Source organism: Embleya sp. NPDC005575 (genome assembly GCF_040605455.1).
Classification (GTDB): Bacteria; Actinomycetota; Actinomycetes; order Streptomycetales; family Streptomycetaceae; genus Embleya.
This window is the reverse complement of the sequence record NZ_JBEXCV010000043.1, coordinates 39,316-58,618: the sequence shown is the minus strand read 5'-3', so window position 1 is coordinate 58,618 and position 19,303 is coordinate 39,316. Positions and strand designations below refer to the sequence as shown.

Here is a 19,303-nt window from a genome sequence, read left to right as displayed (position 1 = left end):
AGCAGCCAACCGGCCCCACCACCCTCGTGCGGCTCGGGCGGAACGGGCAGATCGTACGTGTCCTGCCGATCGTCGCTGTCGTCGATGCGCGGCATCCCGGCGCACCCGGAAGGGGCGACGCGGACCCGGGTCCCGGCCCCCGCAACGGCCTTTCCCGCGTCCGCTCACGCCTCCCAGGCGGCCCCACGTCCGGGCGCCTCCTCGAAGACCAGCCAGGTGCGGGTGGAGCGCACGTTGGGGATGCTCTGGATCTGCTCCAGGACCACCTCGCGCAGCGCGGTGTTGTCGGGCGTGCGCACCAGGGCCAGGACGTCGTAGTCGCCGCCGACCAGAGCGAAGTGCTCGATGTAGGGGACCTCACGCAGCCGTTCGCCGACCGCGCGCCAGGCGTTCTGCTGGATGGTGACGGTGACGTACGCGGTCGTGCCCAGGCCCACGCGCTGCGGGTTCAATCGCGCGGTGAAGCCGGAGATCGTGCCGTCCTCGACCATCCGGCCGATGCGGGCGTAGGCGTTGGCGCGGGAGATGTGCACGCGTTCGGCGAGGGCGCGCACGGATATCCGTCCGTCCTCGACCAGTTCGGCGATGATCGCACGATCGGTGGCGTCCGGCGCGCCGGCCAAACGTCCCGACTCCGGACGCGTCGACACTTCATCCTCGGACATTTGGCTCCCATCGACGTCTGATCGCGACAGTCTATCGCGTGATTCCGGAAATCCTTGAACAGAACTTCGCCCGGATGGAACATTCACCTGTCAAACGTCCAATGAAAGCGAGCATCTTCGATGTCTCCGATATCCGCGACGGCCCTGCGCCGGGCGATGCAGAGCTTCCTTCCCTCGCTCGCCCCGGTGCGCTTCGTCGCCGAGGACGGCACGGTCGGGCCGGCACCCGCCGAATACACCGCACCGCACGAGGCGCAACTGCGCGAGGCCTACCGGCGCATGGTGCTCGGGCGGCGGTTCGACACCCAGGCCACCGCGCTCACCAAGCAGGGCCGGCTCGCCGTGTACCCCTCCAGTCGCGGCCAGGAGGCATGCCAGATCGCCGGGGTGCTCGCGCTGCGCGAGGACGACTGGCTGTTCCCGACCTACCGCGACTCGGTGGCTCTGGTCTCCCGGGGCGTGGACCCGGTCGAGGTGCTGACGCTGCTGCGCGGGGACTGGCACTGCGGCTACGACCCGGTGGCCACCCGGGTGGCGCCGCAGTGCACGCCGCTGGCCACCCAGGTCCTGCACGCCACCGGCATGGCCGAGGCGATGCGGCGCAGAGGCGAGGACCGGGTGGCGATGGCGTTCATCGGCGACGGCGGCACCAGCGAGGGCGACTTCCACGAGGCGCTCAACTTCGCGGCGGTCTTCCGCGCGCCGGTGGTGTTCTTCGTACAGAACAACAAGTACGCCATCTCGGTGCCGCTCGCCCGACAGAGCGCCGCACCCGCGCTGGCCTACAAGGGTGTCGGATACGGCGTGCGCTCCGAACAGGTGGACGGCAACGACCTGGTGGCGGTGCTGGCCGTGCTGACCGCGGCGGTCGACCACGCTCGCGCCGGGAACGGCCCGTTCCTGGTGGAGGCGCACACCTACCGCATGGAAGCGCACACCAATGCCGACGACGCGACGCGCTACCGCGACGCGGCCGAGGTGGAAGCTTGGCGTACGGCCGATCCGCTGAAGCGCCTGGAGGCCCACCTGCGCGGGCGCGGCCTGCTCACGGACGAGGACGTGGCGGCCGACCGGGACGCCGCCGAGGCGTTCGCGGCGGATCTGCGCACCCGGATGAACACCGACAGCCCGGCCGATCCGCTCGAACTGTTCGACCACGTCTTCGCCGAACCCACCCCTCAACTGCGCGAGCAACGAGCCCTGCTCGCCGCCGAATCCACCGCCCAGGAGGTCTGAGATGGCGACCCTCACGATGGCACAGGCCCTGAACACGGCTCTGCGCGACGCGTTGGCGGCGGACGAGCGGGTACTGATCTTCGGCGAGGACGTCGGTCCGCTCGGCGGCGTCTTCCGCATCACCGACGGCCTGACCCGCGACTTCGGCGAGCAGCGCTGCTTCGACACCCCGCTCGCCGAGGCCGGCATCGTCGGCTTGGCCGTGGGGATGGCGATGGGCGGCTTCCGGCCCGTGGTGGAGATGCAGTTCGACGCCTTCGCCTACCCCGCCTTCGAGCAGATCGCCTCGCACGTCGCGAAGTTTCGCAACCGCACTCGCGGCCGGCTCACGCTGCCGATGGTGATCCGCATTCCGTACGCGGGTGGCATCGGCGGCGTCGAACACCACTGCGACTCGAGCGAGGCGTACTACGCGCACACCCCCGGGCTGAAGGTGGTCACCCCGGCGACGCCCGAGGACGCCTACTGGCTGCTGCGCGACGCGATCGAGGATCCGGACCCGGTGGTGTTCCTCGAACCCAAGAAGCTGTACTGGGCGAAGGAGGAGGTCGACGTTGCCGCGCGCGGTGCAAGGGAGTTCGGTCGCGCGGTCGTGCGCCGCGCGGGCTCGGACGCGACGCTGGTGGCGTACGGCCCGTCGGTGCCGGTGGCGTTGGAGGCCGCGGCTGCCGCGGCGTTGGAGGGCCGCAGCCTGGAGGTGGTGGACCTGCGCACGCTCGTGCCCTTCGACGACGAGACGGTGGCCGCGTCGGTGCGCCGCACGGGGCGCTGCGTGGTGATCCAGGAGGCCCAGGGCTTCGCGGGCGTCGGCGCCGAGATCGCGGCCCGGGTGCAGGAGCGCTGCTTCCACTCGCTGGCCGCGCCGGTGTTGCGGGTGGCCGGGTTCGACATCCCCTACCCGCCGCCGAAGTTGGAGCACGCGCACCTACCCGGTGTGGATCGCGTCCTGGACGCCGTGGACCGGTTGCAGTTCGACGACACGCCCGACGTGCGGCACTTGGTCAAGGGGGCGGCGTGAGCACCGACACGCTCCATGCGCAGGTCTTCCTGCTGCCGGATCTGGGCGAGGGTTTGACCGAGGCCGAGATCGTCGAGTGGAAGGTCGCCGTCGGCGACACGGTGGAGGTCGACCACATCGTGGTCGAGGTCGAGACCGCCAAGGCCGCCGTCGAGGTGCCGGTGCCGTACGCGGGCACCGTGTTGTGCCTGCACGCCGAGGCCGGCACGGCGCTCGCGGTGGGCCGGCCGCTGATCACGGTCGGCGCCGCGCCCACGGAAACCTCGGCGGCTCCCGATGCGCCGGGCCCCGGTGCCGCGGACCCGGGTACGACGAACCCCGGTACTACGAACTCCGGTGCCGCGGACCGCTATCGCGAGGAGGAGCAGGCAGGTTCCGGCAACGTCCTGATCGGCTACGGCACCGGCCACGCGCCCGTCTCGCGGCGTCGCCGCCGAGGGCCGGCTTCGCCCGCCGCCGCGGCACACGGCCTGCGGGTGGGTGCCGGGGCCACCACGCCGGGGCGGCCCGTACGCGTCGCCGGCGGTGACGCACCGGCGGCCGAGATGGGCCGGGTCGGCGCCGAGCCCGGGCAGCCTGTACGCGTCGACGGCGATGCGCAGCCGGCGGCGACAGCGAGCCGGGTCGGCACGTGCCTGGTGATCTCCCCGCTGGTGCGCAGACTGGCTCGCGACCACGGCATCGACGTGGCCCGCCTGGCGGCCGGCAAAGCCGACGGCATCATCCGCCGCGTCGACGTGGAACTGGCCATCGCCCGGGAACGGCAAGCAGGTTCGTCCGCAGCGGGCGCGTCGGTCGGCGCCCATGGCGTGGAGCGCATCGCGCTGCGCGGCATCCGGCGTGCGGTCGCGCACAAGCTCGCGCGCAGCCGTGCCGAGATCCCGGACGCCACGGCCTGGGTGGACGTGGACGCCACGGCGCTGCTGGAGGCCAAGGACGTGCTCCAAACCGCGCATCCGGAGCAGCGCATCGGCCTGTTGGCGCTGCTGACCCGGATCTGCGTCGCGGGCCTGCGGCGCTTCCCGGCACTGAACTCCAGCGTGGACACCGCCCGCGAGGAGATCGTGCGCTTTGCGCACGTGAACGTGGGCTTCGCCGCGCAGACCGAACGCGGCCTGGTGGTGCCCGTGGTGCGCGACGCACACACCCTGACGACCGGGCAACTCGCGGCCGAGCTGGGTCGGTTGACCGCGCTGGCCCGCACCGGCGCGCTGCCGCCCGAGGCGTTGATCGGGGGCACGTTCACGCTGAACAACTACGGCGTGTTCGGCGTCGACGGCTCCACCCCGATCATCAACCATCCCGAGGCCGCGCTACTGGGGGTCGGCCGCATCGTCGACAAGCCGTGGGTCGTCGACGGCGCGCTCACCGTGCGCAAGGTCACCCAGTTGTCGTTGAGCTTCGACCACCGCGTGTGCGACGGCGGTGTGGCGGGCGGCTTCCTGCGTTACGTGGCGGACTGCGTCGAGCGGCCGGCGACGCTGTTGGCCGACCTGTGAGCGCGTCCCGTTCCGGCGGCACGGCGCCGCCGGAGCGGGGGCGTCCGCCACGCGGAGCCACCGGAGCGCGGTCGACGCCCGTGCCCGGAGGCGTCGCAGCCGCGCCCCTTGCCGGGGCCGGCCCGTTCGATGCCGAAGGGGCGGGAGCCGAGGTCGGTGGGTGCGGATCTTCAGGGGGAGCGAGTGCCGTCGACGGGTGGCGCGGGGCGGTTCAGCCGCCAGACCACGTCGATCCCGCGGCCGGCGGGAGCCACGGGCGGCGTTGCCTGTTCACGTCGGAGCTCGGTGAAGCCCAACCGGCGCGGTATGGCTGCGCTGGAGACGTTGGCCACATCGTGCGCGATTTCCAGGTACTCCACGTCCGGCAGGGTGAACATCTCGGTGACCATGGTCGCTGTCGCTCTCGTGGCGATGCCCTGACCCGTGGCGGCGGGGTGCAGCCAATACCCCATGCGCCGGCCCTGGGGTTCGATCCCGCGCGAGCTCTGGCACATGCCGATGAGCGTGCCGTCTTTGGCGATGGCGTAGTTGTACACATCACCGGTTGCCCATCTCGACTCGAACTTGGCGAGGAGGTCTCGCGTGTTCTCCTCGCTGTGCCGGGCGACCCACGGCTCCCAGGGACGCAGGTGGTCCAGGGACTCCTCGATCAACTCGAATGCCGCAGCGAAGTCCCCCTGCCCCCGCCAGCATCGCAGGACGAAGTCTTCACATTCGATGGTCCGCCTCGGTCGCGCCATGCCGGCCAGGATCGTTCGCAGAACGGCATTCCGCAACGCCCGGTGGTGCTCGTACGCGTCGACGGACCCAACGTGAGCGAGCAGCCGCCGGGCAGCGAGGCTGGGGTCACGGGCTGATCGTAGGCCCGGGTCGCAAGAGATCGCCGAAGCAACCCCGGGAAGGGCGGCACCCGCCGTTCCGGCAGGTCGGCGGCTGGACTACCCCCGAAGTCGTGGGGAAACCCGGTCTGTTGGACCTCGGTCGTCGCCTCGTCCCCCATCGATACCGCGGATGGGGAGCAGGCGTCGGGTGCTGGGTCCGTCGTCGTGGACGGCGTCCCCGGGGTGCTGGAGGTGGAGGGCGTAGCAGGTGCCCGCGCGGATGGCGTCCAGACCGGCGCGCGTATAGGCGACGAGGTCGGCCGGCAGGTCGTCGGGGTCCGCCCAGACGAGTTCGTCGTGTTTGTGCGGTTCGGTGTTGCGTACGTCGTCCGTCGCGTCGAGGTTGTGGGCTCCCGGCCATCCGTCGGCGGTGAAGAACCAGCCGATGCGCAACGGCCCCCGGGGCGGGCGGTGTTGCAGGACAAGGTCACATCGGAGCATGCGCGGGTGCAGGACGACGCCGGTCTCCTCGGCGACTTCGCGGACGGCGGCGGTGATCACGTCCTCGCCCGGTTCGACCTTGCCGGAGGGTAGGCACAGCAGGCCGGGTGCGTACGGGGAGGTCGTGGCCCGGCGCAGGAGCAGGAGCCGGCGGCCGCGGCGGAGCAAGACGTGTACGTCGAGCGGGAATCCGACCTCGGGGCGGGTTTCCTGTGTCATGCGGGACGTCCCTTCGGATGCCGGTGCGCCGGGACGTGCGCTCCCATCGGCAGCCGCGGTGGCGGGTGGTGGCGACTCGGGGATGTTGCCCGGGCGTCACGCACGCATGACCCCGGCACGACTCCATTTCGCGGTCGTCAAGCCCGGCTTTGCGTGCGGGTCTCGGGGTCGCCGTCGCCCGGGGCCCGGGGGCGTACGGCGATGCCGAGAATGTGGGTGCCCGCGGGCGTCGGGATCCGGGTGGCCGGGAACACGAAGCGGTCCAGCTCGGTGACCGCGAAGCCGGCCCGGCGAATCCCAGCCTCGGTGTCGCGTCCGGTGTGACAGCCCCCGCACAGCAGCGGCCACACCGTCGCGTCCACCACCCGCTGCATCCGACGCATCCGCGCGGTGCTCGCCCGCACGTGCTCGAAGAACCGCAGTTGGCCGCCCGGTCGCAACACCCGGTACGCCTCGGCAAGCGCCGCATGCGGGTTCGGCACCGAGCACAGCGCCAGGCAGAACACCACGGCATCGAACGTCGCATCCTCGAACGGAAGTCCGTCCGCCAAGCCGTCGCGGACGTCCACCGGCACCGCGGCGCGCCGGGCTGCCTCGATCGCCAACGCTCGCAACCGCGGCTCCGGCTCGACGGCGGCCACGTGCGCCACCGACGGCGGGTAGTGCGCGAAGTTCGCGCCGTGCCCCGCGCCGATCTCCAGCACCTCACCGGTCAGGTCCCGCAGCAGTCGGGCTCGATGCTCGCCGACGCCTGCCTTCTCCAGCCCTGGGCCCGCCACATGCGCGTAGAACCGCGCGAACACCGGCCTACGCACCGTCTGCGACTTCGGCATCGTCCGGCCACCGCCTTCCTCGCGGCCATGCGGCCACTACGCTGATGCAGCAGGTGGAACATAGCGAACTTCAAGCACGATAACGGTGATGTCGCCGCCGCTGTCGGTGTCAGTGTCGGTGTCGACCCCGATGACCAGGTGCCATCCGGGGCGCGAAGGGTCGCCGCCGTCGGGTCCCGGATCACACTACGGATCCGGCCGGTGTCGGACCGGTCTGGCACCGTTGGCCGCATGGCCCAACCGCTCAAGGACATGATCAACGCGACCTCCGTCGCCGCCCTGGCCGACGGTGTCGCCGCCGCCCGCGGCGCCTTCCCCCGCGACCGCTTCGTCGCCGACGCGCTCGACGGGCTGGACGGGCTGGAGCTCAAGGCTCGCGTCGCCCACGTGGCTCGGGCCCTGCACGCGACGCTGGATCTGCCCTTTCCGCAGGCCGCCGCGGTCCTGCGGGAGGCGACGGCGCACACCGGCCTGGACATGTGGAGCGGTTGGCCCGCCACCGACTACGTCGCGGTCCACGGGGTCGAGCACCTGGACGAGGCCATGTCCACGCTCGCCGTGATCACCCCCTTCGCCACGGCCGAGTTCGCGGTACGCCCGTACCTCGACCGCTACCAGGACATCGCGCTGAAGATCATCCGGGACTGGGCCGACGACGCCGACGAGCACCTGCGCCGCCTCGCGTCCGAGGGCACCCGGCCACGCCTGCCCTGGGGCGGGCGCGTGCGGTGGCTGATGGCCCCCGGCCCGACGCTGCCGATCCTGGAACGGCTGCGCGACGACCCGAGCGAGTACGTACGCCGCTCGGTCTCCAACCACGTCAACGACATCGCCCGGGACCATCCCGACACGGCGCTGGCCGTGCTGAGCCGCTGGCGTGCCGAAGGCGGCGAGCACACCGACCGCGTGGTGCGCCACGCCGCCCGCGGTCTCCTGCGAGCGGGGCATCCCGAGGCGCTCGCCCTGGTCGGTGCGGCACACGGTAGCGGCACGGTGGAATCGCTCGTGGTCGCGGACACCGTCGTGACCGGCGACCGCCTCCTGTTCACTGTCACCGTGCGCGCCGACGGGCCCGGGCCGCTTGTACTGAAGTACGCGGTCTGCCGCGACGGTTCCCGCCGGGTGTTCCATCTGACCGAGCGCGTCGCGCAGGGCGCCGGGGATACGTTCGTGCTCGCCAGGTCCCACTCCTTCCGCCCGGTGACCACGCGCGCCGAACCGCCCGGCCCCCGCGGCCTGGAGATCGTCGTCAACGGCGAGGTCCGCGCGACGGCGCCCTTCACCCTGCTCCCGTGACGTCCGTCGCCCCGGGTGCACTGCGCTCCCGGGCCGCGACCCCGGACCTCGCCGCCGGCCGCCGGCAACGCCTGTCCTACCGACGCGGGGCCGGGGGATCAGCCGAGGACGAGCGGTAGTTTAGCGGCCACCTCGCCCAGTTCGGCCTGCTCCGCGTCGGTCGCGGCGCGCCCTCCGGTGCCGACCGGCAGCGCGTCCCTGTCGGAGAACGACGCGGGGAACGCGACCCCGGCGATCTTCTCCAGCATTTCGCGCGTAAGGGCGAGGCCCTCCGCGGGTGGCTCGGCGGCGTCCGGCAGGTGCGCGATCAGATCGAGGTGGTGCAGCGTCCACTCCAGGACGTACGCGTCGAGGTAGTCGCGTGATGAGGACCTGGTCCTGCGTACCGACCCGCAAGTCGGGGGCGGCGAGTTGGCCCGCCGGGCAACATCCGCATAGTGGTTCTATTCGGTTGTCTCCCCGGGGCGGCGAGCGCAGTGGGGACCCCCGGGGAACCACCCGGCGCGGCGAGCGCAGCGGGAAGCCCGCAGGGCGGATGAGCGCAGCGGGGAGGCCGCCAAACAGATGCCGGGCATCGGGGTGCTCGGCGGGATGCCGCAGACACGCCCTAGCGGTCCGCTCCCCCGTCGTCGTTCCAACGCGGGTCCTCCCGCCATTCCGCTTCGCGCTCTCGTGCCGTGTCCATCGCGTGAGCGGCTGCCTCGCGAGTCTCGTACGGACCGAGACGGTCGGCGGCCCGACACTCGGGGCCTTCTTCGACCGTGCCGTGCTTCAGGCAGTAATACCACTCGCCCGCCTGACCGGCGATCCTTCGCTTGAACAAAGCCATACTCGCCACCTGCCCAATCGCCGATGCCACGAATCGTGTGACAACTCGGGAGAAGCTCGCGGGAGCTCACGAGAAGTCCGAGGCTGAGCAGCATATTTGCCGCCGGATCACAAGCGTCGAGCCCGCGGCGGTCGGTCGGCGACTCCGGTGGAAGGCGTGGTCCCGTGCGCGACCCGTCCTGCGCCCCTCCGGCTACCCGACGGGGCCGAGTTCGCCTTCGCAAACGGTTTGGATGATCCGGGGCCGGTCCCACAGGGCCAGGAGTTCATTGGCGATGGCCACGATGGGCAAGGGATCCTGATTGCCGCGCACTTCGATTGCAGCGGCCGACAGGCCGCGTGGGACGGCTCCGGCGTCGAGGAGGACGCGCCACTCCTGCGGCCCGAGTTCCAGGAACTCCAGGCCGGTCAGCTCCGCGATCTCGAGCGGGTCGGCGAGCGTACCGGGGTAGGCCGTGAGGGTCCTCAGGCGCGGCAGCCCGATGACGGAAGCGAGGCTGAGCGGCTCGTCGTCCCACACACCGATGGACAGGACCTCCAAGTCGGCGTGGGCGGCGGCTTCGACGCTCCTCAGGTTCCCGGTGTTGACCCGCGCCACGGCCGGCGGGCGGTCGTCGTGACGGTTGCCGCGACGTGCACTGGGCCGCTCCGCCACCAGGTCGAGGAGGCAGTCGGCGAGCAGTTCGGCCCCGATGTCGTCCTCGTGGCCGAGCATGATGATCTGTCCGACATGGCCGCGCGGGCCCGGAGTCAGGTCGACCGCGAGCCGGTCCCCGCCGCCGTTGTCCCCGAAGACGATCCATCCGGGCGACCCGACCAGGCCCTGTACCGCGGCGTCGGGCGCGGTGACGGCCGCCGTCATCGCCGCGAACTCCCAGCGACAGTAGCGGGACGACGCACCGGCGACGTACAGGTCGTCCAAGGAGAAGAGTTCGCAGCCCACGGCCGCGTAGACACGTGCCGCCGCCGCGTAGTCGTCACCCCAGTCCTCCCACCGCGCCCGTGTCACCCGGTAGAGCACCTTGAGTTCGTCGGGCAGCGCGACGCCGAGACGCGCTTCCGCAGCGGCGATCTCCTCCTCCGTCGCGCCGATGGCGTCGGGCAACCGCTCGCGGAGCGTGCGCTCCAGCAGAGCCGGATCCGCCGAAGGGGCCGGCACCGCTCCGGGGGCCGGATCGGGAAGGCGGCGCCAGGGCTCGGGAAGGGCACCCTCGACCAGGATGAGCGCCCCCGGGTGCGGAGTGCCGATACCGGGCTCCACGGCGGGACTGGGGCCGAGCAGGTGAAGCACGGCCTTCCCGGTCGAAGATATCTCCGCCGTAAACGAGAGGTCGTCGATACCGGCGTTCGCAAGCGCGCTCTGCACACGCCGCACCGCGTCGAACTCGTCCTGCATGTCCTCGACTTGGGCGGCCCGACCGCGCGGCGGCGAAGGTCTCCGCATGGCCGGACTCCAACTGTGCAGGCCGATGCGCCCCGCCACGCGGGCGGACGGACCGGCCTGTCTTTCCGCGTTGCCGGCAAGCAGGAGCCGCAGCATGGGCTCCCAGGTCGCGAAGTCGCGTATCAAGGACGAGGAGGGCTTGCGATCGATCATGTGCAGACCGTACGCGGGGCCACCGACGCCGTGTGTCGCCCGATCCGGGACCTGAAGATCCGCGAGCCCGGATCACGTCCACAATCCGGAGGAGTTCTGTTCTGCCGTTTCGCGGACTTTGTCCTCCGGACACCCCGCCCTGGAGCCCGCCCGCGAGCGCGTGGCCGCGAGTTCCACCGCTGCGGTGACGATCGACCCCCGACGAACACCACCGAATGGACCAACAGCCGGAAGGAGGACGTGGACGACCCGCCGAAGCGCAGCAACCCACCCGTTCGGGTGAATATCCCACCGAATTCGGGACGTTTATAGCATGCTCGGCGACGGTTGCCGAAGGGTGACGGAACCTCGGCCACGATCTCCCGGAGGCGGCGTACCCGTGAACCCCGAAGACCTGAGGTACACCAAGGACCACGAGTGGGTGCGATCGCTCGGCGGCGAGCGGGTCGCGATCGGGATCACGGACTTCGCCCAGAAACAACTCGGCGACGTCGTCTACGTGGAACTGCCCTCTGTGGACGAGCGGCGCGAGGCGAGCGAAGCGTTCGGCTCCGTGGAGTCCGTCAAGGCGGTGACCGAGGTCTACATGCCGCTGACCGGCACGATCACCGCAGTCAACACGAAACTCGACGACTCGCCGGAGAACGTCAACACCGACCCCTACGGCGACGGATGGATGATCGAGCTCACCCTCGCCGAGGGCGAGAAGACGGCGGACCTGCTCACAGCCCGGGAATACGACGACTACATCAAGGCCGAGTCCGCCGACTGACCGCCCGAAGATCCGGTACGCCGACACCGCAGTGCGGCAGCTCGCCGGATCTGCGCCGTCGTCGTCGCCGCGGTGGGTCTTCGTCAGTGGTCACCAGCGGCGGTGCCGCCGGTCGCCGCATCCCGCCCACCGGTCGCAATTCGCCCGATCGGGACTCGGGACGTCGACTGCCTGGATACGGTTCTCGTCGAAAGTGCCGCAAATAGTCATGGAGTGCACGTGAGCGAAGACGAATCCCTTGAACGATGGGCCGCTCGTCGCGAGATGCGACTGCGCCCGGTTGGCGAACGCAAGGCGGTGCACCTCGTCGGACCGCCACGGGCGCCGCACGTCGACCGTGAGGCGCCGCGCGTCGTACTCGAATGGGACGGATACCAGTGGGTCACGCTCGCGGTCGTGGCGAACTACGTCGAGGCCGCCCGCCTGCTCTACCCGGACGCCCACAAAATGACACTCGGCGGCGACGACCCGTCGGTGCGGTCCGGGTCGCCCGAGCGCCGGACCGGACTGGGCCCGGGCACCGGCAGGCATCGCAGGACCCGCTGACGGTGGCGGTCCGAGGCCGCTCGGACGTCGACGGCGGCCCGCCTGGGCGAGCCGCCGTCCCGAACGCTGCGGCCCACACCACGTCGGGCCGGTCATACCGCCCCCGCTCGGCGCATCGAATACTCGGGCAGTCGCGTGGTGCGACATCTTGTCGGGATCCGCTGCACCCGCAACCGGCGGCCCGGCGCCGGCCCGGCCGCCGGTTGCGCTGCGCCGGTCGGGCAACCGGCTGCCTCGTACGCCGTCCTCGCCGTCCGGAAGAGTTCGAGCGGCTCCTCGACGTATCCCTGATCCCACCTCAGATAGCCGCGTCGCATGGCGAGTTCGGCCTGCGCCCCGATGGCCCCGGACCGGGACAGCGGTGGTTCCGCGGCCTCGTACGCGGCGTCGGCCTCGGCCATCCGGCCCGCGTTGTAGCGCGCGAATCCCAGGTCGCTGTGCGCCTCGGCCAGGTGCAGCGGATCGTCCAGGCGCTGCGCGGCGGCCAGCGAGCGCTCGAAGAGGTGGTTGAGGTGCGTCGTGCCACAGCGTCGCGCGAAGTAGGCCCGCATGAAGCGCGGCAGTTCGCACGCGTGCACGTCGGCCCCGGTGGCGTCCGCGATCTCGAAGGCGGCCGGCAGGTTCTCGTACTCCGCAAGGAGCCAGACGAAGGCCGCGTTCTTGTCCGCGAATCGGGGTAGTTCGGCCGGAGGTCGCCCTGCGGAGACCGGCCGGCCGGGCGCCAGGAATGCCATCGCCTCGTCGGCGGCGGCGGTGGCGTGCACGTAGTAGTCGAGCATCCGGCCCAGCGCGCGTTCTCGAACGATCGCCGAGTCCTGCTGCGCAACGGCCCGGCGCGCGTGCTCGCGCACCAGGTCGTGCAGCCGGTAGCGGCCCACGGTCGGCTGCTGGACCAGGTGCGCGTCGAGCAGGTCTTCGAGCGCCGCCCGGGCGCTGTCCACGGGTACATCCGCCACGACCGCGACCACGTACTCGTCGAAGGACGACCCGGGCAGCAGGCCCAGCATCCGGAACAGGCGGGCCTCAGACCCGGGCAACTGCCGCACCGACATGGCGAACACCGCGTCGAACTCGCCGGCTCCCCGCGACAGCCGGTCGACCAGGACGCCCACGGTCCAGCCCGGCCGGTGCCGCAGCCGGGCCGCAGCCAGCCGCGGGGCCAGCGGCGTGTGTGGACGCCGGCGCCAGGACGGCCCTCGAGGCCGGAGTGAGCACTGAGCGGCTGGCAGCGGTCGCCGCGTGGCGGGAGGCCCCGTACTTCAGCCCCGGCGAGCGCGCGGCGCTCGCACTTGCCGAGGCCGCGACGCGGCCGGCCGACCTGCCCGACCCGGTGAGCGACGAGGTCTGGGACGCTGCCGCCACCTACTTCGACGAAAAGCAGCTGGCCGCGATCGTCCTGATGATCAGCGTCACCAACCTGTTCAACCGACTCAACGCCACGACCCGCCAGATCGCCGGCGCGCGGGGATGACGGGCGCAGGTACGACTCCGACACTTCCTGGGTAACGGCCCGTACGGGTCGATCACCGCCAGACCGCCGGACCGCCGGACATCATCCGGACCTACCGACAGGAACCCGCCATGAGCAGCACCAAGAAGACCGCCGCACGCGCCACCGCGACCGAGAAGTCGTTCGAGGGATTCACGGCCGAGGAACGCGCCGCGATGAAGGAACACGCCAAGGAACTGAAGGCGTCCGCGCGCGGCGGATCGAAGGCGGCCAAGGCGGCGGAGGCGGAAGCCGCCGTCGTCGCGAAGATCGCCGAGATGCAGGATTCCGACCGGGTCATGGCCGAACGGCTGCACGCCGTGATCAAGGCGAGCGCACCGGACCTCGCGCCGAAGCTGTGGTACGGCATGCCCGCGTACGCCAGGGACGGCAAGGTCCTCTGTTTCTTCCAGAGCGCGCAGAAGTTCAACGCGAGGTACGCGACCTTGGGCTTCAGCGACCAGGCGAACCTCGACGACGGCGCGATGTGGCCGACTTCCTACGCCCTCAAGGAACTCACCACCGCTGACGAGGCACGGATCGCCGAGCTCGTGAAGAAGGCGGCGGGTTGACCGTGAAGTGTGGGGCTCGCCCCGTACATCGGGCCGAAGCCCTCGGCAACGAGGGTTCGGCTCGACCGGTGGCAGGACGCGACGGTGGCGGCGCGGTCGGCGCTCGTGCCGGTACGCCGACCACCGGCACTTTGCCGACGACGCCTTGAATCCACTGGCCGCGGCGATTCGCTCCCGAGAGACCCGGCTTCCCGCCGCACCTATGTGGGACGCGGATTCCGTCGATGTGACCCTGTCCGTCCTTGCCGCGTGGAAGGTGGTGGACGCGGAGGTCAAGCGCCTGACGGCGAACGCCGCAGCCACCGCCGGTTCCTACGGCGCAAGGTACGAGCAGTTGGGGGCCGTGTGGGGCATCACCCGGCAGGGCGCCCGCAAGAAATGGCCCGACGCCGTCAACCGCACGGCGCCCCCGACGGCACACACGAGCAGCCTTGAACTCTTCGGAGGGACCGCCGAATTGGTGCATGTGCCATCCGGCGGCTGGAAGTGGACCGGCAAGGGCGCCGACGGAACATCCGGTGCCACCGGCGATGGAACGTACTACGCCACGACGGAAGAAGCCGCAGCTCACGCGGGCGCATTCCTCAAGGAACATGCCCTCGACGCTGCCGCCCGGCCCTGAGCCCTCCCCTCCCGGTCGTCTTCGGGCGCCCCGATGAGATTGCCCCTGGTGCAGTGTTCATGGGGTCTCCGGGCCGACACGGGCGGCCCCTCACAGAGTGGCAGAGCGGTGTTTGCAACCCGGCGCGCCACGGCCACTGCGGTATCGAGCGCCCGACCGTCGGCCGGGCGCTCGGCACGGCACGCTCCGCCAGGTGGGCGTTGTAGCCGACCACGATCGGGCCGACCGGTACGCCCGCCGCCATCGCCTGCCGCATGGCGGCATTGCATGGGTTGTTGCCTTTCGGGCGCTATCAGCCCGATGCCGTCCCGCTCGACCCATACCTCGGCCGCCCGGCCCTATTTCCTACCGCCGGCGCCGGGCTCAGGCATCCAGGCGCCGCTTGGCGAGCCAGGTGACCATCTCCGGGTCGCGGTGGTCGAAGAACAGCGAGGCCCCGGTGTCCAGGGTGGCGATGGCTGCCATCTGGTCGTCGGTGAGCTCGAAGTCGAACACGTCGATGTTCTCCGCCATCCGCTTGGCGCGCACCGACTTGGGGATCGCGACGACGTCACGCTGGGTCAACCAGCGCAGCACGACCTGCGCCACGGACTTGCCGTGCTTCTCGGCGATCTCGCTCAGGAGCGGGTGCGTGAACAGGTTGTTCCTGCCTTCGGCGAAGCCGCCCCACGACTGGATCTGCACTCCGTGCACACGCATGAGCTCCTGGTCGGCGGTGCGCTGGAAGAACGGGTGGGTCTCGATCTGGTTGACCGCAGGCACGACGTCGTTGTTGACGATGAGGTCGACCAGCCGGTCGGCATGGAAGTTGGCGACGCCGATCGCCTTGGCCCGGCTCTCGCGAGTAAGGTCTTCCAGGGCACGCCACTGGCCGTAGACGTCGCCGTAGGGCTGGTGCATCAGGTACAGGTCGAGGTAGTCCAGGCCGAGCTTGGTCAGGGACGTCTCGAAGGCTCGCCGGGTGTTCTCCTGCGCCGGCGCGTCCTGGACCCACAGCTTGGTGGTGACGAACAGTTCCTCGCGCGGGATGCCGCTGTTCCTGATGGCGCGGCCGACGGCTTCCTCGTTGCCGTAGGCGGCGGCGGTGTCGAGCAGCCGGTATCCGGCGGCCAGCGCCTCGGAGACGGCTTGCTCGGTCTGCTCCGGCGGGATCTGGTACACGCCGAAGCCCAGGATCGGCATCTCGACGCCGTTGTTCAGGGTGACGTTCCGCATCAGGTCTTCCTTCTGTCTGTACGGAATGGGCGGGACGAACAGGCTGAACGAGACGCGCAGGTTGAACCGGACGAGCGAGATGAACGGGTGAGCGTGGCAGAGCCGGTGCTCAGCGTTCGAGCGTCCGCATGCCGCGGCCTCCGCGAGCCGGCTCCGGCCGCCGCAGGCAGGCGGGTCGGTTGGCCGAGTTGGTCGGCCGTTGACGCATCGGGTCCCTCCGTTCTTTGCGTTCGCCCTCCGGCGTCGTGTGTCCACCTTCGCGCCGTTTCACCCCTGCGTCGTTTCACCCCTGGTGACAGGCCGGGCTCTTCGGGGTAGAGATGCCTTACGGTTCGAGACCACTCACGCGCGGGGCCGGGCGGGGGGTCCGGCGCGTCGGCCGGCCCCGTGTCAGGCCAGTTCGTCCGCGAGCAGGTCCATCAGCAGGCCGTCCTGCCAGACGCCCGTGCGGTGGTTGCGCCAGTACTGCCGCATGATGCCCACCGGCTTGAACCCGACCTTGCCATAGCAGCGGATCGCCGCGGTGTTGGCCGCGGCCGGATCGATGGTCAGCCGGTGATGGCCGCGTTCCTGCACCAGCCAACGGGCCAGGGTGCGCACCGTGTCGGCGCCCAAACCCTTGCCGTGGTGCTTCGCCGTCAGGAAGAGGTCGATGCCGGCACGGCGGAACTCGGGGTCGGTCTCCTCGTCGAACTGGACGGCGCCGATGACCTCACCCCGGAAAACGACGGCCGCCATGTCTTCGTAGTCGTCCGGCGGCGACCACCAAGCCGCGACTTCCGGCTCCGCGACGATCGTGTCGAGGACCTCTCGATCCTCATCCGTGACCGACCGCAACACGACCTTGTCCCCACGCAGTTCCATGCGCTCATTCTTCATCGGCCGCGACCCCCGGACCGGAATCGGGGTCGGCCGGACAAGCGCAGCACCGCTCTCTGCGCAACGGCCCGGCCGAACAGCCCGACCGCACGCGGCATCGCCAACAGCGCGGCCACCGACCCGGCACCCGCCGACTGACCGAAGACCGTCACCCGTTCCGGATCGCCGCCGAAGGCCCGGATGTTGTCGCGCACCCACTCCAACGCGGCGACCTGATCGAGCAGACCCCGGTTGGCCGGCGCCCCGTCGAACTGCCCGAAACCCTCCAGGCCCACCCGGTAGTTGAACGTCACCACCACGACGCCGCCCTCACCCGCCAGACGGCCGCCGTCGTACTCGGGCAGAGCGGACATGCCGACCGTGTAGGCCCCGGAGTCCTAGCCCAGACACCAGGAAACAAGTAACCCACCAGTAGCTATCTCGGCTTCGTGACCATGCTCTTCCTCGGTTGGCGTGGGACGGTCTTGGTCTTGTCGAGGTGTCCGTACACCGTCGACCGCGGCACGCCGAACATGTCGGCGATCTGCTGGACGGTCTTCTCCCGCTCGTCGTAAAGTTGTTGGGCGAGCGAGGCTTGGTCGTCGGTGAGCCTGGGCCGACGCCCGCCGACCCGGCCGCGGGCCCGTGCGGAGGCGAGCCCGTCGTTGGTGTTCGCCACGATCAGTTCGCGCTGGAGTTCGGCGAGCACGGACAACATCCCGAACATGGCGCGGCCCTCCATGGTGGAGGTGTCGATGCCCTGCTCCATGACGTGCAGCCCGATCCCGCGCTCCCGGAGCTCGGCCCCGAGCGTCACCAGGTGCAGCACCGAGCGGGAGAGCCGGTCGAGCCGGGTGACCTTCAATGTGTCGCCCTCCCGCAGCAGTTGCATGACGAGGTCGAGCTTCGGCCGGGACGCCTTCGCGCCGCTCGCGGTGTCGACGTGGACGCGGTCGCGGTCGACGCCGGCCCGGAGCAGGGCGTCGATCTGGTGGTCGGGGTTCTGGTCGGCGGTCGAGACGCGCGCGTAGCCGATGAGCATGTGTCGGAATCTATCGGCCATACCGTTCTCCGACGTTGATTTCCGACGCGAGTTATCGACAGTGTCCACCTGCGGGTTCGCGATTACGTGCGCGAGTGTCGGCAAACGGTCGTTTGCCGACACTCAGGGGTCCCTAGGCGGGTCGTCGTTGTACCGCATCGGCGATGACCGCCGTGACGAGCTTGTTGACGACTGCCGTGGCCGGCGGGCCGGGATCGCGGTCTGCGAACAGGAGATGCCCGCCACCGACCAGAGAGAGGGTGAGCGAGTCGATGTCGGCGTCGGCCGCGATGCGGCCCAGTTCACGCTCGGCGGCCAGATAAGCGGAGATCGCGGTCGCGACCTGGGCCAGGATCGCGATGCCGCCTCCGGACCTCGCCTTCCGCAGTCGTGCGCGCAGCTCGTCCCGGAAGGTGATGAGCGGGATGATTGCCACCGGAATCGGTCCGAACAGGGTGGTCAGCGCGCTGGTGAGGTTGTCGGCCACCGTGCCGGTGCCGACGGACTCACGCAGCGCACTCGCCTGCCTCTCAAGCTGCGCGGCCCGGTCGAGCACGAGGTCGGCGAGGAAGGCGTCAAAGTCGCTGAAGTGCCGGTGCAGAACGCCTTTGGCGCAGCCCGCCTCGTCTGTGACGGCGCGGCTGGTCAGACCGTTCGGCCCGTCCCGCAGAAGCACGCGTTCGGCAGCGTCGAACAGCTGCTGCCGCGCGTCGCGAAGGTGCACCCCAGTCGGCACTCGCAGATCCTCTCGTGTCAGCCCACTTGCATGTGTTGCCTAGTGGGCATGCGCCCACTAAGGTGGGCGCATGCCCACCTTACCGCGAGAACAACCAGAACCGTCTCCGGCGGAGCCGCATAAGGCTCGGCGGATGGCCGAGTCGTTCGGCGTGGACGCGCAACGTTACGACCAAGCCCGGCCCGGCTACCCCGATGCGTTGGTGGCACGGATCGTCGCCGGTAGCCCGGGGCCTGACGTGCTCGACGTCGGTTGCGGCACCGGCATCGCAGGCCGCCAGTTCCAGGCCGCCGGCTGCGCCGTGCTCGGCGTAGAGCCCGATGCGCGGATGGCCGACTTCGCGCGAGCCCGTGGCCTGGAGGTCGAGGTGGCGGCCTTCGAAGCCTGGCAGCCGTCCGGCCGGACGTTCGACACGGTCGTCGCCGCCCAGTCGTGGCACTGGGTGGATCCGGCCGCCGGCGCCGTGAAGGCGGCACGTGCGCTGCGTCCAGGGGGACGACTGGCGATCTTCGGGCACGTGTACGAGCCGCCTGCCGAGGTGGCCGACCCGTTCGCCTCTGCCTATCGACGGGTGGCGCCCGATTCCCCGCTCAACGGTCAACCGGCCCGACGTCCGCTCGACCTCTACCAGGCGGCATACGCGAAGGTTGCCGACAAGGTCCGCGAGACCAAACAGTTCAACGATCCTGAACAATGGCGATTCGACTGGGAGCAGTCCTACACGCGCGACCAATGGCTGGACCTGCTACCCACCACCGGCGGCCTCACCCAACTCCGTCCCGATCAGCTGGCCGAGATACTGGACGCGGTGGGGGGCGCCATCGACTCCCTGGGCGGACGCTTCACGATGAACTACACCACCCTGGCCGCGACCGCCGTACGCGCCGCCTCCTGAGTCCATCCGCCAAGTCGCCGCCGACCTGGGAATCCGCGCGGCT

General features: G+C 70.6%; 20 protein-coding genes and 3 pseudogenes. 10 read left to right on the top strand and 13 right to left on the bottom strand.

Annotated elements, in window-relative coordinates:
- Positions 1–164: 164 nt before the first annotated feature.
- Positions 165–665: an Lrp/AsnC family transcriptional regulator gene (locus ABZS54_RS17150; protein ID WP_355535856.1), complete on the bottom strand. Its 501-nt coding sequence runs from the start codon at positions 663–665 to the stop codon at positions 165–167.
- A gap of 129 nt (positions 666–794) precedes the next feature.
- Between ABZS54_RS17150 and pdhA the strand changes: the two genes are divergently transcribed.
- From pdhA to ABZS54_RS17135, 3 genes are read left to right on the top strand one after another with little or no spacing between them, the layout of a single operon-like run.
- Complete coding sequence (pdhA, locus tag ABZS54_RS17145) at positions 795–1,901, top strand: pyruvate dehydrogenase (acetyl-transferring) E1 component subunit alpha (RefSeq protein ID WP_355535865.1); 1,107 nt, start codon at positions 795–797, stop codon at positions 1,899–1,901.
- A gap of 1 nt (position 1,902) precedes the next feature.
- Positions 1,903–2,919, top strand: coding sequence for an alpha-ketoacid dehydrogenase subunit beta (locus ABZS54_RS17140; RefSeq protein ID WP_355535853.1), 1,017 nt, complete (start codon positions 1,903–1,905; stop codon positions 2,917–2,919).
- Entirely contained in the window at positions 2,916–4,418 is a 1,503-nt protein-coding gene (locus ABZS54_RS17135; protein ID WP_355535850.1) for a dihydrolipoamide acetyltransferase family protein, read from the top strand. Before ABZS54_RS17140 ends, ABZS54_RS17135 begins: the two co-directional genes overlap by 4 nt.
- Before the next feature lie 170 nt (positions 4,419–4,588).
- Here ABZS54_RS17135 and ABZS54_RS17130 read toward each other — a convergent pair whose 3' ends face one another.
- The 3 genes from ABZS54_RS17130 to ABZS54_RS17120 form a co-directional block, all read right to left on the bottom strand.
- Positions 4,589–5,158, bottom strand: coding sequence for a GNAT family N-acetyltransferase (locus tag ABZS54_RS17130; RefSeq protein WP_355535847.1), 570 nt, complete (start codon positions 5,156–5,158; stop codon positions 4,589–4,591).
- A 198-nt stretch (positions 5,159–5,356) separates the two neighbouring features.
- On the bottom strand, positions 5,357–5,959 hold the full coding sequence (locus ABZS54_RS17125) for an NUDIX domain-containing protein (protein WP_355535844.1): 603 nt from the start codon (positions 5,957–5,959) through the stop codon (positions 5,357–5,359).
- Positions 5,960–6,096: 137 nt separating this feature from the next.
- Positions 6,097–6,792: a class I SAM-dependent methyltransferase gene (locus tag ABZS54_RS17120; RefSeq protein ID WP_355535841.1), complete on the bottom strand. Its 696-nt coding sequence runs from the start codon at positions 6,790–6,792 to the stop codon at positions 6,097–6,099.
- 231 nt (positions 6,793–7,023) lie between these two features.
- Between ABZS54_RS17120 and ABZS54_RS17115 the strand changes: the two genes are divergently transcribed.
- Positions 7,024–8,088: a DNA alkylation repair protein gene (locus ABZS54_RS17115; protein WP_355535838.1), complete on the top strand. Its 1,065-nt coding sequence runs from the start codon at positions 7,024–7,026 to the stop codon at positions 8,086–8,088.
- Between the two features lie 98 nt (positions 8,089–8,186).
- Here the strand turns inward: ABZS54_RS17115 and ABZS54_RS17110 are convergent.
- The 3 genes and pseudogenes from ABZS54_RS17110 to ABZS54_RS17100 form a co-directional block, all read right to left on the bottom strand.
- Positions 8,187–8,502, bottom strand: a pseudogene (locus tag ABZS54_RS17110) (maleylpyruvate isomerase); the annotation flags it as partial.
- Between the two features lie 193 nt (positions 8,503–8,695).
- Entirely contained in the window at positions 8,696–8,917 is a 222-nt protein-coding gene (locus ABZS54_RS17105; RefSeq protein ID WP_355535835.1) for a hypothetical protein, read from the bottom strand.
- A 192-nt stretch (positions 8,918–9,109) separates the two neighbouring features.
- Positions 9,110–10,513 carry an SMI1/KNR4 family protein gene (locus tag ABZS54_RS17100; RefSeq protein ID WP_355535832.1) on the bottom strand — a complete coding sequence of 468 codons (1,404 nt, stop codon included), beginning with the start codon at positions 10,511–10,513 and terminating at the stop codon, positions 9,110–9,112.
- A 379-nt stretch (positions 10,514–10,892) separates the two neighbouring features.
- Between ABZS54_RS17100 and gcvH the strand changes: the two genes are divergently transcribed.
- The gene (gcvH, locus tag ABZS54_RS17095; protein WP_355535829.1) at positions 10,893–11,285 is read left to right on the top strand and encodes a glycine cleavage system protein GcvH; all 393 of its coding nucleotides are present in this window, start codon (positions 10,893–10,895) and stop codon (positions 11,283–11,285) included.
- Between the two features lie 219 nt (positions 11,286–11,504).
- Positions 11,505–11,831 carry a DUF6087 family protein gene (locus ABZS54_RS17090; protein WP_355535826.1) on the top strand — a complete coding sequence of 109 codons (327 nt, stop codon included), beginning with the start codon at positions 11,505–11,507 and terminating at the stop codon, positions 11,829–11,831.
- Positions 11,832–11,923: 92 nt separating this feature from the next.
- On the opposite strand, the gene ABZS54_RS17085 is transcribed toward ABZS54_RS17090, so the two are convergent.
- Positions 11,924–12,943, bottom strand: coding sequence for a hypothetical protein (locus tag ABZS54_RS17085; protein WP_355535823.1), 1,020 nt, complete (start codon positions 12,941–12,943; stop codon positions 11,924–11,926).
- Positions 12,944–12,987: 44 nt separating this feature from the next.
- Here ABZS54_RS17085 and ABZS54_RS17080 point away from each other — a divergent pair.
- The 3 genes and pseudogenes from ABZS54_RS17080 to ABZS54_RS17070 all read left to right on the top strand — a co-directional run.
- A pseudogene (locus ABZS54_RS17080) lies at positions 12,988–13,302 on the top strand (carboxymuconolactone decarboxylase family protein); the annotation flags it as partial.
- A gap of 110 nt (positions 13,303–13,412) precedes the next feature.
- On the top strand, positions 13,413–13,892 hold the full coding sequence (locus ABZS54_RS17075) for a DUF1801 domain-containing protein (protein ID WP_355535820.1): 480 nt from the start codon (positions 13,413–13,415) through the stop codon (positions 13,890–13,892).
- Positions 13,893–14,118: 226 nt separating this feature from the next.
- The gene (locus tag ABZS54_RS17070; protein WP_355535817.1) at positions 14,119–14,514 is read left to right on the top strand and encodes a hypothetical protein; all 396 of its coding nucleotides are present in this window, start codon (positions 14,119–14,121) and stop codon (positions 14,512–14,514) included.
- 363 nt (positions 14,515–14,877) lie between these two features.
- Here ABZS54_RS17070 and ABZS54_RS17065 read toward each other — a convergent pair whose 3' ends face one another.
- The 5 genes and pseudogenes from ABZS54_RS17065 to ABZS54_RS17045 form a co-directional block, all read right to left on the bottom strand.
- Entirely contained in the window at positions 14,878–15,729 is an 852-nt protein-coding gene (locus ABZS54_RS17065) for an aldo/keto reductase (RefSeq protein ID WP_355535814.1), read from the bottom strand.
- Positions 15,730–16,119: 390 nt separating this feature from the next.
- Positions 16,120–16,593, bottom strand: coding sequence for an aminoglycoside 6'-N-acetyltransferase (gene aac(6'), locus ABZS54_RS17060; RefSeq protein ID WP_355535811.1), 474 nt, complete (start codon positions 16,591–16,593; stop codon positions 16,120–16,122).
- A gap of 71 nt (positions 16,594–16,664) precedes the next feature.
- A pseudogene (locus tag ABZS54_RS17055) lies at positions 16,665–16,979 on the bottom strand (carboxylesterase family protein); the annotation flags it as partial.
- A gap of 44 nt (positions 16,980–17,023) precedes the next feature.
- Positions 17,024–17,629 carry a recombinase family protein gene (locus ABZS54_RS17050; RefSeq protein ID WP_355535808.1) on the bottom strand — a complete coding sequence of 202 codons (606 nt, stop codon included), beginning with the start codon at positions 17,627–17,629 and terminating at the stop codon, positions 17,024–17,026.
- A gap of 133 nt (positions 17,630–17,762) precedes the next feature.
- A complete protein-coding gene (locus ABZS54_RS17045) occupies positions 17,763–18,365 on the bottom strand; it encodes a TetR/AcrR family transcriptional regulator (protein WP_355535805.1) in 603 nt (200 codons plus the stop codon).
- Between the two features lie 70 nt (positions 18,366–18,435).
- Here ABZS54_RS17045 and ABZS54_RS17040 point away from each other — a divergent pair, with 70 nt between their 5' ends.
- The gene (locus ABZS54_RS17040; protein ID WP_355535802.1) at positions 18,436–19,260 is read left to right on the top strand and encodes a class I SAM-dependent methyltransferase; all 825 of its coding nucleotides are present in this window, start codon (positions 18,436–18,438) and stop codon (positions 19,258–19,260) included.
- Positions 19,261–19,303 lie beyond the last annotated feature (43 nt).